Source organism: Acidovorax sp. sif0632 (assembly GCF_019218805.1).
Taxonomy (GTDB): Bacteria; Pseudomonadota; Gammaproteobacteria; order Burkholderiales; family Burkholderiaceae_C; genus Acidovorax; species Acidovorax facilis.
The window spans coordinates 111,471-126,737 of record NZ_JAHUWW010000001.1 but is presented as its reverse complement, the minus strand read 5'-3'; the positions used below and the strand labels follow the sequence as shown (position 1 = coordinate 126,737).

The 15,267-nt window shown below is 67.2% G+C and carries 17 protein-coding genes; 10 read left to right on the top strand and 7 right to left on the bottom strand.

What is annotated here, in order from left to right:
* Positions 1-35: 35 nt before the first annotated feature.
* Both arsC and KW832_RS00535 read left to right on the top strand, forming a co-directional pair.
* Positions 36-458 carry an arsenate reductase (glutaredoxin) gene (arsC, locus tag KW832_RS00540; RefSeq protein ID WP_218298997.1) on the top strand — a complete coding sequence of 141 codons (423 nt, stop codon included), beginning with the start codon at positions 36-38 and terminating at the stop codon, positions 456-458.
* A gap of 39 nt (positions 459-497) precedes the next feature.
* Entirely contained in the window at positions 498-1,697 is a 1,200-nt protein-coding gene (locus KW832_RS00535; RefSeq protein ID WP_218298998.1) for an MFS transporter, read from the top strand.
* Positions 1,698-1,701: 4 nt separating this feature from the next.
* Here the strand turns inward: KW832_RS00535 and KW832_RS00530 are convergent, their stop codons facing one another.
* Entirely contained in the window at positions 1,702-2,367 is a 666-nt protein-coding gene (locus KW832_RS00530) for a DNA-3-methyladenine glycosylase I (protein WP_218298999.1), read from the bottom strand.
* A 73-nt stretch (positions 2,368-2,440) separates the two neighbouring features.
* Between KW832_RS00530 and KW832_RS00525 the strand changes: the two genes are divergently transcribed.
* From KW832_RS00525 to KW832_RS00515, 3 genes are read left to right on the top strand one after another with little or no spacing between them, the layout of a single operon-like run.
* Positions 2,441-3,613 carry an aminopeptidase gene (locus KW832_RS00525; RefSeq protein WP_218299000.1) on the top strand — a complete coding sequence of 391 codons (1,173 nt, stop codon included), beginning with the start codon at positions 2,441-2,443 and terminating at the stop codon, positions 3,611-3,613.
* The gene (locus tag KW832_RS00520; RefSeq protein ID WP_218299001.1) at positions 3,606-4,013 is read left to right on the top strand and encodes a polyhydroxyalkanoic acid system family protein; all 408 of its coding nucleotides are present in this window, start codon (positions 3,606-3,608) and stop codon (positions 4,011-4,013) included. Before KW832_RS00525 ends, KW832_RS00520 begins: the two co-directional genes overlap by 8 nt.
* Before the next feature lie 17 nt (positions 4,014-4,030).
* Positions 4,031-4,735: a nitroreductase gene (locus KW832_RS00515; RefSeq protein WP_218299002.1), complete on the top strand. Its 705-nt coding sequence runs from the start codon at positions 4,031-4,033 to the stop codon at positions 4,733-4,735.
* A 21-nt stretch (positions 4,736-4,756) separates the two neighbouring features.
* Here the strand turns inward: KW832_RS00515 and KW832_RS00510 are convergent, their stop codons facing one another.
* Positions 4,757-5,818, bottom strand: a complete 1,062-nt coding sequence (locus KW832_RS00510; protein WP_218299003.1) for an ornithine cyclodeaminase — start codon at positions 5,816-5,818, stop codon at positions 4,757-4,759.
* 209 nt (positions 5,819-6,027) lie between these two features.
* On the opposite strand from KW832_RS00510, the gene KW832_RS00505 reads away from it, so the two are divergent.
* Positions 6,028-6,948 (top strand): hydroxymethylglutaryl-CoA lyase, encoded by a 921-nt coding sequence (locus tag KW832_RS00505; RefSeq protein WP_218299004.1) that lies wholly within the window; start codon positions 6,028-6,030, stop codon positions 6,946-6,948.
* A gap of 61 nt (positions 6,949-7,009) precedes the next feature.
* Here the strand turns inward: KW832_RS00505 and KW832_RS00500 are convergent, their stop codons facing one another.
* The gene (locus KW832_RS00500) at positions 7,010-7,264 is read right to left on the bottom strand and encodes an acyl-CoA-binding protein (protein ID WP_055397012.1); all 255 of its coding nucleotides are present in this window, start codon (positions 7,262-7,264) and stop codon (positions 7,010-7,012) included.
* 149 nt (positions 7,265-7,413) lie between these two features.
* On the opposite strand from KW832_RS00500, the gene KW832_RS00495 reads away from it, so the two are divergent.
* On the top strand, positions 7,414-9,048 hold the full coding sequence (locus KW832_RS00495; protein ID WP_218299005.1) for a wax ester/triacylglycerol synthase family O-acyltransferase: 1,635 nt from the start codon (positions 7,414-7,416) through the stop codon (positions 9,046-9,048).
* Positions 9,045-9,641, top strand: coding sequence for a DUF922 domain-containing Zn-dependent protease (locus KW832_RS00490; RefSeq protein ID WP_370628615.1), 597 nt, complete (start codon positions 9,045-9,047; stop codon positions 9,639-9,641). Before KW832_RS00495 ends, KW832_RS00490 begins: the two co-directional genes overlap by 4 nt.
* Positions 9,642-9,678: 37 nt before the next feature.
* On the opposite strand, the gene KW832_RS00485 is transcribed toward KW832_RS00490, so the two are convergent.
* Entirely contained in the window at positions 9,679-10,536 is an 858-nt protein-coding gene (locus KW832_RS00485) for a LysR substrate-binding domain-containing protein (RefSeq protein WP_218299006.1), read from the bottom strand.
* 87 nt (positions 10,537-10,623) lie between these two features.
* Between KW832_RS00485 and KW832_RS00480 the strand changes: the two genes are divergently transcribed.
* Positions 10,624-11,004, top strand: a complete 381-nt coding sequence (locus tag KW832_RS00480; protein WP_218299007.1) for a tautomerase family protein — start codon at positions 10,624-10,626, stop codon at positions 11,002-11,004.
* Positions 11,005-11,031: 27 nt separating this feature from the next.
* On the opposite strand, the gene KW832_RS00475 is transcribed toward KW832_RS00480, so the two are convergent.
* The gene (locus KW832_RS00475; RefSeq protein WP_218299008.1) at positions 11,032-11,616 is read right to left on the bottom strand and encodes a TetR/AcrR family transcriptional regulator; all 585 of its coding nucleotides are present in this window, start codon (positions 11,614-11,616) and stop codon (positions 11,032-11,034) included.
* A 99-nt stretch (positions 11,617-11,715) separates the two neighbouring features.
* Between KW832_RS00475 and KW832_RS00470 the strand changes: the two genes are divergently transcribed.
* On the top strand, positions 11,716-12,183 hold the full coding sequence (locus tag KW832_RS00470) for a nuclear transport factor 2 family protein (RefSeq protein WP_218299009.1): 468 nt from the start codon (positions 11,716-11,718) through the stop codon (positions 12,181-12,183).
* A gap of 64 nt (positions 12,184-12,247) precedes the next feature.
* Here KW832_RS00470 and KW832_RS00465 read toward each other — a convergent pair whose 3' ends face one another.
* Together KW832_RS00465 and KW832_RS00460 are read right to left on the bottom strand one after the other, a co-directional pair.
* On the bottom strand, positions 12,248-13,894 hold the full coding sequence (locus tag KW832_RS00465) for a tannase/feruloyl esterase family alpha/beta hydrolase (protein ID WP_218299010.1): 1,647 nt from the start codon (positions 13,892-13,894) through the stop codon (positions 12,248-12,250).
* Positions 13,895-14,066: 172 nt separating this feature from the next.
* Entirely contained in the window at positions 14,067-15,092 is a 1,026-nt protein-coding gene (locus tag KW832_RS00460) for a response regulator transcription factor (protein WP_370633119.1), read from the bottom strand.
* Between the last annotated feature and the right edge of the window lie 175 nt (positions 15,093-15,267).

The following is a 15,267-nucleotide window of genomic DNA, read 5'->3' as shown; positions in this document are numbered from 1 at the left end:
CCTTTCCATCCCGTCAGCCATCCACAGCACCCACCATGACTGCCATCACCGTCTATCACAACCCCAAATGCGGCACGTCCCGCAACACGCTGGCCATGATCCGAAACAGCGGCGTGGAGCCCGAGGTCATTGAGTACCTCAAGACCCCGCCCGACCGTGCCACGCTGGTGGCGCTGATTGCTGCCACGGGCGAGCCGGTGATCAACGCCGTGCGCACCAAGGAAGCGATCTTCACCGAGCTGCAACTGGACGCACCGAGCGTCACCGACGCACAGCTCATCGACGCGATGCTGCAGCACCCCATCCTCATCAACCGCCCCATCGTGGTCACGCCCCTGGGCACGCGGCTGTGCCGCCCGTCCGAGAAAGTGCTGGACATCCTGCCCGCGCCCCAACAAGGCGCCTTCACCAAGGAGGATGGCGAAGTCGTCATCAACGCGCAGGGCCAGCGTGTCTGAGGCAACCTCGCGCGCCCCCACCACAGCCCACCGCGCGGCATGAGCGCCGCCTCGCAACGCTGGACCGTGGCACGCCTGGGCACGGCCCAGACGCTGGCCTGGGCCTCGTCCTACTACCTGCCTGCCATGCTGGCCGCACCCATGGCGCGCGACCTGGGCGTATCCACGCCCACCGTGTTCGCGGCGTTTTCGGTGGCGCTCATCGTGTCGGCGTTGCTCGGGCCTTTCGCGGGCCGGGCCATCGACCAACACGGTGGCCGCCCGGTGCTGGTGGGTACCAACCTGTTGTTTGCCGCCAGCCTGGCGGGCATGGCGCTGGCGCAAGGCCCAGCAGGCCTGTTTGCCGCCTGGGTGCTGATGGGGGTGGCCATGGGCTCGGGCCTGTACGAGGCCGCGTTTGCAACGCTGGTGCGCCTGTACGGCCAGGGCGCACGCGGCGCCATCACCGGCATCACGCTGATCGCGGGGTTTGCCAGCACCGTGGGCTGGCCGCTGTCGGCCTGGATGGAGACGCAGTGGGGTTGGCGCGGAGCGTGCGCGGGCTGGGCCGCATTGCACTTGCTGGTGGGCGTTCCGCTCAATGGCTGGCTGCCACGCGCCGACGCCGCAGACAAGGCCCCCGAACCATCGACGGACGCCATCGCAGCGCCCGCCACAGAACCGGCCGTATCCGCCCCGCCCACTCCAGCACACCCGCTGCGCACCACCGTGCTGCTGTCCTTCGTGTTTGCGGTCACCTGGTTCACGAGCACCGCCATGGCAGCCCACCTGCCTCGCCTGCTGCAGGCCAGTGGCACATCGCTGCAGGCGGCAGTGGCCCTGGCGGCGCTGGTGGGCCCGGCACAGGTGGCGGCGCGCCTGCTGGAGTTTGGTTTTCTGCGCCGCCTGCACCCGCTGCTGTCGGCCCAGCTGGCTGCCGCCGCACACCCCGTGGGCGCGGGCCTGCTGATGGTGCTGGGCGGGCCTGCTGCCGCAGTATTTACCGTGCTGCACGGAGCAGGCAACGGGATACTGACCATTGCCAAGGGCACGCTGCCACTGGTGCTGTTTGGGCCAGCAGGCTACGGCGCGCGCCAGGGCCTGATGATGGTGCCCGCCCGCGTGGCGCAGGCATTTGCGCCGGTGCTGTTTGGCATGCTGCTGGACAGCGCCGGGGCAGCTGCCCTGTGGCTCACCACACTGCTGGGCCTGGCCGCGTTGGGAGCGCTGTGGCTGCTGCGTCCCGTGGCGCGGGTCTGAACGATCAACCGCGCGGCACCACAAACGCCTTCCGCGCCGCGAGCGCTGCGGGGCGCGAGTGGCAGCCTTCCAGGTGGTCGTTGACCAGACCCATCGCCTGCATGAAGGCGTACACCGTGGTGGGTCCCACAAAGCTCCAGCCGCGCTTTTTCAGGTCCTTGGACATGGCAATGGATGCGGGCGAAGTGGACAGCGTGCGCGCCACTTCGCGCGTGAGCCGCTCGGGCCGGTCGGCAGCGGCCGGCTCGTAGCGCCAGGCGTAGTGCGCCAGCGATCCGAATTCGCGCTTAAGCTCCAGCACGCGGCGCGCGTTGTTGATGGTGGACTCGATCTTGCCCCGGTGGCGCACGATGGCCGCATCCTGCACCAGGCGCTCGACTTCGGCGGGGCCGAAGGCCGCAACCTGCTCGGCATCGAAGTTCGCAAACGCGGCGCGAAAACCCTCGCGCTTGTTCAGGATGGTGAGCCAGCTCAGGCCCGACTGAAAGCCCTCCAGGCAGATCTTCTCGAACAGCCGCCGGTCGTCCGCCACGGGGAAACCCCACTCGTGGTCGTGGTAGTGGCGGTAAAACGGCGTGGCCTGGCACCAGATGCAGCGTGGGCAACCGGCCTCGTCGGCAAACAGGCCGGCAGGCAGGTCAGGGGCGGATTCAGCGGTCATGCGCTGCATTCTAGAAACTGCACCGGCCACACTGCTGACCCCCCTTCAAACGCCCCGCGCGATCTGCCCATAAACTGCCCGCATGCGCCAGCTTCTCCCCCATCTGCGAGCCGTATCTCCCCTCATGATCAGCCTTGCCTTGGCGGGCTGCGCCAGCACCACCGGCCCCACCAGCATGCTGGGCTACTACTGGCAGTCGGTGCAGGGGCACATGCAGATCATGCAGGCGGCCGAGCCCATCGACCGCTGGATCGCCCGCACCGACATCCCACCCGCCCTGCGCGAGCGGCTGCAACTGGCGCAGCGCGCCCGCGCCTTCGCCGTGGCCGAGTTGGGCCTGCCTGACAACGCCAGCTACCGCCGCTATGCCGACCTCAAACGCCCCGCCGCCGTGTGGAACGTGGTGGCGGCCCCGCCCTATTCGCTGACGCTGCACACTTGGTGCTTCCCGGTGACGGGTTGCATTGGCTACCGGGGCTACTTCACCGAGGCTGCCGCGCAAGCCGAGGCAGCGGAGCTGGCCGCACAGGGGCTGGAAGTGGAGGTGTATGGCGTGCCCGCGTATTCCACGTTGGGCTATATGAACTGGGCGGGCGGCGACCCGTTGCTCTCCACCTTTGTCGCCTGGCCCGAGGGCGACTTTGTGCGCCTGCTGTTCCACGAGCTGGCGCACCAGGTGGTCTATGCCAAGAACGACACCTTGTTCAACGAGTCCTTTGCCACGGCGGTGGAGCGCATCGGCGTTGCGCAGTGGCTGGCAACCCAGTCCACCCCGGAGGCCCGCAAGGCCTTTGCCACCAGCGAGGCACGGCGCAGCGCCTTCCGCGCGCTGACCCGTGCCACGCGCGCTCGGCTGGTAGCTATTTATGAACAAAAAGAGGCTCTAGCGCTGGATGATCAAGCGCTAGCAGCTATGAAAAATGAAGCAATGGAGACTTTCCGCTCCGGTTACGCAGCCCTGCGCACGCAATGGCTGGACACATCCAGCGGGGGGGCACCCCAAGCCACCACCGCCCAGGTGGCGGGCTACGACCGCTGGGTGGCCAAGGCCAACAACGCCAGCTTTGCCGCCCAGGCTGCCTACGATGAGCTGGTGCCCGCGTTCGAAACCCTGTTCGAACGCGAGAACCGCGACTGGTCCCGGTTTTATGATGCCGTACGGCAACTGACGCAGCAGCCCCAGCCACAACGGCACGAGGCGCTACGCGCCCTTCTATCTGATACCCAACACCTCAAGGAGACACCCGGTGCCTGACATCCATATCCACCGCGACCACCACCTGGGCTTCAAGGAGGCCCGCAAGGTCGCCTTCTCCTGGGCCGAAAAGGCCGAAGAAAAATTCGACATGGAATGCATCTACGAAGAAGGTGAGACAGAAGACTTGCTCACATTCACCCGCTCGGGCGTCAAGGGCACACTGCTGGTGGATGCCCACCAGTTCGAGATGAAGGCGCAGCTGGGCTTTTTGTTCGGCGCGTTCAAGGACCGCATCGAGGCCGAAATTGGCGAACAACTGGATGCCCTGCTCAATGCGCCTCACCCCGGCGCCAAGAAGCCCGCTGTCGACAAGAAGAAGCACGCGGCTGAGGCAGGGGCAGACAAGCCGGGTACCAAGGCAGCGGCCAAACCTGCCGCCAAAGCCAAGAAGGCATAGCTACCGATGCCATCACCATGACATCCACCGCCACGGACACTGCCGCCCACAGCACGGCATTCGACACCCTCTCCACGCTGCTCCACACCCGCTACAGCTGCCGCGCGTTTCTGCCCGAACCCCTACCGCGCGCCACCATCGAAGCCATCCTGGTCACCGCGCAGCGCACGGCATCGTGGTGCAACGCGCAGCCCTGGCAGCTCACCATCGCCAGTGGCGCCACGCTGGATCGCCTGCGCAGCGCGCTGCAGGCCCACATGCCCACAGCGGCCCCTGAGCCCGACCTGCCCTGGCCGCGCGAATACCGGGGCGTGTACCAGGAGCGGCGGCGCGAATGTGGCTGGGGCCTGTACGAAGCCCTGGGCATTGCCAAGGGTGACCGCGAGGCCTCAGCGCACCAAGCGGCGCAGAACTTCACGATGTTCGGCGCGCCCCATGTGGCCATCGTCACCAGCGACGAGGCACTGGGCGTGTACGGCGCGGTGGACTGCGGCGCCTACGTGAGCAGTTTCATGCTCGCCGCGCACAGCCTGGGCGTGGGCTCCATTGCACAGGCCGCGCTCGCGTCCTACCCCGGCGTGCTGCGCGAGGTGCTGGGCATTGGAGAGGACCGCAGCATCGTCTGCGGCATCTCGTTTGGCATGGCAGACACCGCCCACCCGGCCAACCATTTCCGCACCACACGCGCCGATCCGGCCAGCAGTGTGGTGTGGCGAGACTGAGAGGGCGTGACCGGACGGGCGTCAGGCCACAGCGCGCAGCAGGGGGTTGTGCGTGCGCAGCAGCCCAAACAGGTTCTTGGGGTCTGACAGCTGGGGGATGAGTTCAATGGGCTGGCCCACGCCCAGCTCGGTGGCCGCATCGCGCAAGAATCGCAGTGCAGAAAAGTCCTCCAGCGCAAAACCCACGGAGTCGAACACCGTCACCGCCGCATCGCTGGCCCGGCCGGTGTGCTGACCTGCCAGCACTTCCCACAGCTCGGTCACCACAAAGTCGGCAGGCAACTGCTGGATGTCGCCTTCGATGCGTGTCTGCGGGGTGTATTCCACAAACACCTGGGCCTGGCGCAGCACGTCGGCGTGCAGTTCGGTCTTGCCAGGGCAGTCGCCGCCCACAGCGTTGATGTGCATGCCGGGCACCAGCATGTCGGGCGTGAGAATGGTGGCATTGGACTTGTCGGCCGTGACCGTGGTCACAACGTTGGCACCACGCACGGCCTCGGCCGTGCTGCTGCAGGCCACGGTACGCAGGCCCGTGCCTTGCAGGTTGGCCTGCAGCTTGGCGGTGGCGGCCGGGTCCGTATCAAACAGCCGCAGCGTGGTGACGCCCAGCAGGTGGTGGAAGGCCAGCGCCTGGAACTCGCTTTGGGCGCCGTTACCGATCAGCGCCATGGTGCGCGCACCGGGGCGTGCCAGGGCGCGGGCGGCCACGGCCGACATGGCGGCGGTGCGCAGGGCGGTGGTGAGGGTGAGTTCGCTCAGCAGCAGCGGCACGCCGGTGGCTACATCGGCCAGCACGCCAAACGCCATCACGGTCGGCAACCCCCAGCGCGTGTTCTTGGGATGGCCGTTGACGTACTTGAACGCATAGGTCTGGTCGTCGGCAATCGGCATGAGTTCGATCACGCCGTCGCGCGAATGGCTGGCCACACGTGCGGATTTGTCGAACGCGCCCCAGCGCAGAAAGTCGGACTGGATGTAGTCGGCAATGCCGCGCAGGCAGGCCTCGACGCCTTTGCGCTGCACCAACTCGATGACATCGGGCGCACTGAGGTAGAGGGTGGAAAAGTGGTTCTTGGAAGGCATGGTGCTTGTCTCCGGGTGGGATACAAGCAGTGTCCCGGAGCAACGCAGCAATGGGAATTGCCCAAACTGCCGCATGTTGTGGAGTGGTTTGCCGGTATGGCAGAACAAATTGCCACTTTGCACAATCGTCGGCCCCGCGCCATGGGGGCATGGGGCGCTATCCTCCCGCATCCGGCACATTCCACGCACGTCCGACAACATTCCGCACCATGACGCAACCCCAAGTCCTCATCAGCGAAGTCGGCCCGCGCGATGGCCTGCAGTCCGTCAAAGCCACCATGCCCACGGCCGACAAGCTGCGCTGGATCGACGCCCTGGTGGCCGCCGGGCTGCGCGAGATTGAAGTGGGCTCGTTCGTGCCTGCCCGCCTGCTGCCCCAGATGGCCGATGTGGCCGAGGTGGTGCGCCACGCGCTGACCCACCCTGGCATCACTGTGATGGCGCTGGCCCCCAACCTGCGCGGCGCCGAGGCGGCCCTCGCGGCAGGTGTGCACAAGGTCACGCTGCCGGTGTCGGCCAGCGCCGCCCATTCGCTGGCCAATGTGCGCAAGACGCGCGAGGCCATGGTCGAGGAAGTGCGCGCCGTGGCCCACCTGCGCGACGCGCAGGCCCCCGGCATGCTGGTGGAGGTGGGGTTGTCCACCGCCTTTGGTTGCACCCTGCAGGGCGAGGTGCCCGAGGACGACGTGATCTGGCTCGCGAGCCTGTGCGCTGAGGCCGGGGCCGACGAGGTGGGCCTGTCGGACACCACCGGCATGGCCAACCCGGCTCAGGTGCGCCGCCTCTTCATGCGCCTGCGCGCCGAGCTGGGCGCCAAGGCCGGGGCGGCCCACATGCACAACACCCGCGGCCTGGGCCTGGCCAATTGCCTGGCGGCCTACGACGTGGGGGTGCGAACCTTTGATGCGTCGCTGGGCGGCCTGGGCGGCTGCCCCTATGCGCCTGGCGCGTCGGGCAACGTGGTGACGGAAGACCTGGTGTTCATGTTCGAAGCCATGGGCATTGCCACGGGGGTAGACCTGGAGCGCCTGATGGCCGCACGCGCGCCGCTGCAGGCGGGGCTGCCAGGAGAGCCGGTCTACGGCATGACGCCGGAAGCGGGACTGCCCAAGGGGTGGGTCCGGCGTTAGGCACCTTTGCCCCCAAAGCAAAAGGCGACCGAAGTCGCCTTTTGCTTTGGGTACCGCCGTATCAGCTCAGCGAGGTGATCAGGTCCACATACTGTTGCTTGGCCTCGTCGGCACCCGTGCCCTTGAGCTTTTCCCAGGCGTCCCACTTGGCACGGCCCACCATGTCGGAGAAGCTGGGCTTCTTCTCGGTGTTGTCGCCGGCGGTGGCTTGCTTGTACAGCGCGTAGATCTTGAGCAGCGTGGCGTTGTCGGGACGCTCACTCAGGTTCTTGGAATTGGCCACGGCGGCTTCGAAGGTGGCGTTGAGGTCGGCCATGTCGGTGTGCTCCTTGAGATCTTTGGGGGGAGGGAAAGAACGGTGTCGGCAAGGGTTTGCTGCGTTGTATCTTACGGGCTGAGCACAGTCTGGGACCGCTCAATCCATAGAGGCAAGTCCCCAAAAATCAAACAACAGGTGTACATCCGATGGTGACCCGCATTCCAGCCCCCAGCAAAGCCACTCCGGGCAAAGGCTCCAGCCCCCTGCGCACGATGCGCAACCAGGCCCCCGAGGTGGCGCGCAAGGCAGCACAGGCACTGCCCCCAGCCGCCCGAAAAGCTGCCACCGTGGTACAGAAGAACGTGCGCCGCGCAGCCACTGGCATGCTGGGCCTGTCGGGCGAACGCATGACCAAGGTCGACACCGCCTGGCTGCGCATGGATTCGCACAGCAACCTGATGATGATCAACGGCGTGTGGACCTTGTCGCCCGGCATCACCTGGGACGCCCTTCGCGATCGCGTGCAGCAGCGCCTGCTGCAGTACCCGCGCTTTCGCCAGCGCGTGGTGGAAGACGCGGCGGGCGCCACCTGGGTGGAGGACCGCAACTTCGACATCGCCGCGCATGTGCTGCGCGAGAAGCTGCCCCACCGACAAGGCCACAGCATGCAGCGCGCCCTGCAAGACCGTGTGGGTGAACTCGCCATGCAGCCGCTCGATACCCGGCGGCCGCTGTGGCAAATGCACCTGATCGAAGATTTTGTGGGTGACGACGGCCAGCCCGGCAGCGCGCTCATCGTGCGCATCCACCACTGCATTGCGGACGGCATTGCGCTGATCTCGGTGACCATGTCCATCGTGGACGGCGGCTCCGAACCGCCCAAGCGCACCCGCAAGGAGCGCGAGCAGGCCGCCACGGCCGAGGACTGGATTGCGGACGCGCTCATCAAGCCCTTTACCGACATGACGGTGAAGGCGCTGGATCTGGCCGGTGACGGCGCAGCCAAGTCGTTCAAGATGCTGAGCGACCCCGAGAAGACCATGCACCATGGGCTGGCTGGCACCATGGACATGGCACGCGTGGCCTACCAGCTGGTGAGCGATGCCGCTGCCCTGGCGCTGATGCCCGACGACTCCCCCACGCGCCTGAAGGGCCAGCCTGGCAGCGCCAAGCGTGTGGCCTGGTGCCCGCCCATCCCGCTGGAAGAGGTCAAGGCCATCGGCAAGGCGCTCAACTGCTCCATCAACGATGTGCTGCTGTCGTGCGTGGCGGGCGCCATCGGCGGCTACCTGCGCAACCAGGGCGACGACCCCACGGGGCAGGAGATCCGCGCCATGATCCCGGTCAACCTGCGCCCCATGGAAGAGGCCTGGAAGCTGGGCAACCGCTTTGGGCTGGTGCCGCTGGTGCTGCCGATTGGCGTGGCCAACCCCGTCGAGCGCGTATACGAGGTGCGCAAGCGCATGAACGCGCTCAAGGGCAGCACCCAGCCCATCCTGGCGTTTGCGATGCTGGCCGTGGCAGGACTGATGATCAAACCCGCGCAGGACGCGCTGCTCAATCTTTTCGGCCGCAAGACCACGGCCGTGATGACCAATGTGCCCGGGCCCAAGGAGCAGCTGACACTGTGCGGCTCACGCGTCACCCAGTGCATGTTTTGGGTGCCGCAGTCGGGCGACATCGGCCTCGGTGTCTCCATCCTGAGCTACGGTGGCGGTGTGCAGTTTGGCGTGATCACCGACACCACGCTCTGCCCCGAGCCGCAGCAGATCATCGACGCGTTTGCGCCCGAGTTTGACCAGCTGTCGCTGCTCACGCTGATGCTGCCCTGGGGCGAGTGAACCGGGGAGCCTCGGTGGTGCTGAGGGCGCGCTGGGTGGACCTTGCCGGGGTGCTGGTGGCCCTGGTCTGCGCGGGCGCCGCCCATGCCGCCGTCACGGAAGAACATATCCAGCAGCCCTACCCCGTGCGCGCCCAGCCCGGCGAGACCCTGCGGAAAGCGCTGAACGCTGCCACGCCCATCACCGTCGACGGCCAGCGCTTTCACGGCTACACCCGCTGGAACGTGCGCTGGACCTTTCGCTGGTGGCGCGAGGCATCGGGCCGCTGCACCATCACCGAGGTCACCACCCGACTGCGCACTCAGGTGCAATTGCCCGAATTGCGCAGTGGCACGCCCGTCCAGCAGGCGGTTTTCGACCGGTACCTGCGCTCCTTGTCGCACCACGAAGAGGGCCATGTGCAGTTCGGACGCGACGCAGCGCAGGCCATTGACGAGGGCATTGCCGCACTGCCTGCCGCGCCGGACTGCGCCACGCTGGAGCGCCAGGCCAACGCGCTGGGGCACCGCTTGCTGCGAGAACATGCCGAGCGCGAGAAGCAGTACGACCGCGACACGCGGCACGGCGCATCGCAAGGCGCCAGGCTGGAGTGAAAGGCCGGGTCCATCAACAAGCGTACAGGCGTGTGCGCTATCCCCGCACCGCGCTGCGAAAGGCCGCCGACAACGCTGCCAGCGCATCGCGCGGGCGACCTTCCTGGTTGCGTGTGTGCAGCAGCACCGGCAGACGCGGCAGCTCAGGCAGCCCCAGGCGAGCACCCACATCCACCGCCCCCAGCGGCAGCATGCGCGGCGCCAGTGCCGCCACGCCCAGCCCGGCCATCACGGCCGCCGCCACGGCCGCAACGCCTCCACCCACAAACACCTCGGCCCAGACAATGCCCGCAGCGTCCAGCGCCTGCCCCGCCATCGCCCGCACACCGCAGGGCTCGGCCAGCGTGGCCAGGGGCAAGGGCTCGCCCGCACGGTGCTGCCAGCCGGGGGCGGCGAACCAGCCGAAGGGCTCTTCGGCGATCAGCTCGCCATCGCTGCGGCCCACGTGCATGCGGGCCAGTACGGCATCCAGCTCACGCCGGTCGTAGTTTTGCAGCAGGTCGCCCGACGAGCCGATGCGGATCTCGATGAGCAGCTGTGGGTCTTGCTGGTTCATGCGGGCGATCAGCGCGGGCAGCTCCGGCCCGGCCACATGGTCGCTGATGCCGATGGTCAGGCGCTGGCGGGCCTGAGCGAACGTGGCCAGCGCCCGGTCGTGCGCGGCCAGCAGTTCACGCGCATGCTCCAGAAATGCCGCGCCCCGGGCCGACAGCTGCACTTGGCGCGGCGTGCGCTCGATGAGGCGACAGCCCAGCCGGTCCTCTAGCCGCTTGAGCTTCAGGCTTATCGCGGCCTGCGCCGTGCCCATGGCTTCGGCTGCGCGCGTGAAGCTGCCCAGCTCGGCAATGCGCACAAAGGCTTCGACGGCATCCAGATCCAGGGATCGCTCAACCATTTGAATTTGATATTTCTGAAATAGATATCCATAGCATATTCATATGGATAGGATTTCGCCAGCATCTTGTTCAGAAAGGATCTTGCGATGCCCCTCATCCACATTGCCATGCGCGCCGGCAAGCCTGCGGCCTACCGGCAGGCGATCTTTGACACGCTGTACCGCGCCTTGCGCGAGACCTTCAACGTGCCCGAGGACGACCAGTTCATGACCATCACCGAGCACGAAGCCGCGAACTTCCGCTACAGCCCCACCTACCTGGGCGTGGCCCGCAGCGACGACGTAGTGTTCATCCAGATCACCGCCAACAACACGCGCGGCCTGGAGCAGAAGAAGGCGCTGTTTGCGCGCATCGCGCAGCTGCTGGGCGAGAGCCCGGGCCTGCGGCCCGAGGACGTGTTCATCAACATCGTCGAGGTGGCCAAGGAGAACTGGTCCTTCGGCCACGGCCTGGCGCAGTACGCGTGAGGTGATGCGCAGCTCCGGGCAGGCAGGCTATGCGGCCAGGCCCGCCAGCAGGCGCTCCACGCTGCCCAGCACCGCCTTGACCGGCTCGCCCATTTGCACACGCACGATGGCGCCCTCCACCACCAGCGTCACGGCCTCCGCGGTCTGCGCCCGCTGTGCGCCAGGCGGCAGCAGGGTGGCCAGAAGGTCCGTCATCTCATGCTTGTGGCGCTGTGCAATCTCCATCACCTCCGGCACCGTGCTGCCCAGCTCGCCCACGCTGTTGATGAAGGCGCAGCCCCGGAAGTCATCGCGGCCAAACCATTCGGCCAGCGTGGCCACCAGCGCATTCAGGCCGGACGCACCACCACGCTTTGCACCCCCATGGCGCTCCAGGGCCGCAGCGAACCATGCGATCCAGCCTGCATGGCGGTATTCAAGATAGGCGCAGATGAGATCGTTTTTGCTGGGGAAATGCCGGTAGAACGTGACCTTGGTGACGCCCGACTCGGCGATCACGCGGTCGATGCCCGTGGCACGGATACCGTCGCGGTAAAACAGCGCGTGCGCGGTCTGCAGCAGGCGGTCGCGGGCAGGCAGGTCTTTCCAGTCAGAAGGCGGCAGGGGAATCATGTGGGCATTGTAGACAAGTCTGTCTACATTTCGCTATGATGCGATGTAGACAGACTTGTCTACCAATTCCTCTTGACCCACAACCCCAAGGTGCTGCCCATGGAAACCCGTCCGCCTCTTCCCCCCTTCTCCCTGCAAACCGCCATCCAGAAAGTGCGCCTGGCCGAAGACGGCTGGAACTCGCGCGACCCGGCGCGTGTGGCCCTGGCTTACACCGAGGACACCCGCTGGCGCAACCGGGCTGAGTTTCCCGTGGGCCGCGAGGCCGCCCGGCAGCTGCTGGAGCGCAAGTGGGCGCGCGAGCTGGACTACCGCCTCATCAAAGAGCTCTGGGCGTTCAGCGGCCACCGCATCGCCGTGCGGTTCGCCTACGAATGGCATGACGATGCGGGCCAGTGGTACCGCAGCTATGGCAACGAGAACTGGGAGTTCAACGATGCGGGTCTGATGGCTGTGCGCCACGCGAGCATCAACGACCGGCCCATCCAGGCCGCAGACCGGCTGTTCTTCTGGCCGCTCGGGCGTCGGCCGGACGACCATGCGGGGCTGAGCGATCTGGGACTGTGAGCCCCAGACCGTGGGCTGCGCGCAGGACACCCGCAGCGCAGCCCGCCATCCGCCCCCTGCACCATCAGGTCACCGAGCAGGTAAAGCTCTCCGCCTTGCTGACGTCACCCGTGCCGTTGTAGCGCGGGAACTTGGGGTACTCGCACACCGGGCGCTGGGCCACTGGTGTGGTGGTGCCGGGTGCGAACTTGGTGGCCACCAGCTTGTCGGGCGCCGTGCCTTTTTCCACCCAGGCGTCCATGGCGGCCAGCAGGTCGATGGAGCGGGGCTCGGTGCCCGCGCCGTCCAGGTCATGCCCGTTGGAGGGCGAGGTGACCATGCGCGCAAAGCTCTGCACCTTGCTGGCGCCCAGGCGCTGCTTCACCGTGTCGAGGTACTCCACCGTGCGGTACATCGACACGCAGGTGTCGCCCGCGCCGTACCAGATCAGCAGCTTGCCGCCGTTGTCGGCAAAGGCAGCAATGTCCGGGTCGGTGCCGTCGATCATCTCGGCCAGGCGGCTGTACTGCGCCTGGTACTGCGTGGGGTCGTGGCTCAGGATGTTGGCGTTGGGGTTGCCCTCCACCAGGCGCGCAGCCGCCGTCACGGCCATATGGTTGAACGAATCGGGGGCATCGAAGCTGGTGCCGAACATGTACGACTGCCAATCGGACGTGGACGCGCCGCCCCGGCCAAAGCGCGGGTAGCCCACTGCGCCGCGCGACAGGGTCACGGGCGTCTTGTGGTCGCTGTAGATGAGGCGGATGGATTCGATCTGACCGGCCGTGAGGCAGCTGTCGCTGTCCGCGCCCTGGCACAGCAGCTCGGTGGGCACGTAGTTGCAGGCCTCGACGTTGCCGATGATGCCGTCCTTCAGACCGTCCAGCCCGTCGCACGCGGCCGTCTCGGCCTTGGCGTAGAGCGCGATCTTGGCGGGGCTCATCCAGTTCTCGCGGCTCTTGAAGATGTGGCGCAGCACCGTGGGGCCCAGGTTGACCTGGTGCGCCTGCTGGGCGATGGCGGGCTCCATGGCCACCACGCCGTCGTAGTCCTTGGGGTACTTCTGCGTGGAGATCAGACCTGAGCGCCCGCCGTTGGAATGGCCCATGTGGTAGCGCCGCACAGGGCGCTTGCCGTAGAACTCGGTGGCGATGGCGGTGCCCACCTCCAGCACAAAATGGTTGGCGTCGAACGCATGGTTGCGCAGCGCCACATCGCTCTTGCCCCAGGCAAAACCCTGGATCTGGTGGCCGGAGTCGGAGCTGATCTTCACATACGGATTTGCCGATGGGCCCACCAGCTGCTGGTACCACGGGTCGTCCGTGGGGATAAACCCGTCGAAGCCGCCACCGCCGATGGTCAGCGTCTTGCTGTTCCATTGCGCCAGCGTGGGCAGTTCCACCGCCCAGTTGATGGTGGAGTCGGGCGAGGACACGATCTGCCCGCGCACGATGCACACGTCGGGCAACGTGCCCTCGGCCTTGCGCAGCTCGGTGCGCGTGAGCTTGGCGCCATGGGGCAAGGTGGTTGACGTGTAGGCAGCGCAAGCTTCTGCCAGGGGCTTGCTGGCCAGGGGCGCAGGGGCATCGCCGCCACCGCCGCAGGCCGTCAGCGCCAGGGTGGCTGCGGCGCCCAGGCCGCTCAGCGCACGCGCGGGCCATCGGCCCAAGGGTGCCGCGAGTGCGGTGCGACGGGGTTGCGCCACGGCGGCGCGGGTGGGGTTCGGGAACATGCGGAAAGTCTCCTGTGGTGTGTTTTTCTCAGGAGCCCAGCTTGCGGCGGCAGCGCCACCGCAAGCTCTGGGACTCCGGTGCGGACGATAGAAAAAGAAGCTGCCGCTGCGGCCTCTGCAAATGCAGAGGGAGCGGGAAACTACCGAGCCCGCACAGCAGCGGGCCACCGCCCTACGCGTTGCGCAGCGCCGCCACCAGTTCCAGCTTGTTGCGCACACCCAGCGCTGCGTAGGCAGTGCGCAGGTAAGTTCGCACCGTGGCGGGCGTGAGGCCCAGCGTGGCCGCAATGTCTTTGTGCGACTGCCCCTGGGCGTAGAGCATGGCCACGCTCAGCTCGCGCGGGGCCAGCGCCTGCTTGTGCTGGCGCGATGCGATGCTGAGCGCCACCAGCGGGCCGCACCGCTCCAGCCGCAGGCGGCAGGCCTTGCCCAGCGCCAGGTTGCAGGGCGCGCCGGGCAGCGCCTGCACCACGGCCGGTGGCAGGCGGGTGCCCGCCCATTCGGGGTAGGCCGCGCGCAAGGCCTGGCTGATGCGCAGGCCCGCAAACAGCAGCTCGCCCGTGGGCTGGGCCAGCGCAAAGCTGTCCCACGGGCGGAGTGGCGAATCGCTTTGCAACCGCTGCAGCCGGTGGTGCCAGTGCTGCAGCAGGTGCAGCACAAACTCGCCAAACAGCACGGTTTCGGCATCGGTGAATTCGCTGCGTGTGGGCGTCCGGTAGACCGAGACAAAAAACAGCAGTCCGCTGTGCGGCAGCTCAGCCGTGAGGGCCATGCAGTGGTACAGGCCGTGCCGCTCTGCGAAGGCCATCACCTGCGGGTCTTCAGGTGGCGCGCCGACCAGGTCGCGCTCGCGGATCACCTCGCCCAGGTGGCGCATGGAATGCTTCGCAAAATCGTCCGCAGCGGACAAGGCGTTCCACTCGTCGGCAAAACCCCGGGCCAGGCCGATGCTGCCGTGCAGCCAGTTGCGCGGCGCGGCCTGCACCTCCTGCGCGCCGCCCCCTGCGCCAGACTCGCCTGCCGACACCTCGCCCCACCACGCCGAATCAAAAGGCACCAGCCCGCGCAGCGTCTGCAGCGCCTGGTGCAGCAGGTCCTGCGGCGGCGCGTGCTGGGCCTGTTCAGCCAGCTGGAGCAGGCTGCGGCTGAGCGCGCGCAGTGGATCGGCTTGCTGCGCTTGCGCTGCCACGTGTGCCACGCTGGGCGGCCTCATGGGCCAGCGTGTTCTGCTGCGTGCGGGATGGGGAGTGTGCGGGGGCGTGGCGCCATGGGGTCTCCTGGTTTTTGGGAACGATGGTAGCCGCCATGCGCCAGCGGCTCCCTCGTAAAAACCAGGCCCCACGGAGCTGAAATACTATATTTCTTATAGCTAC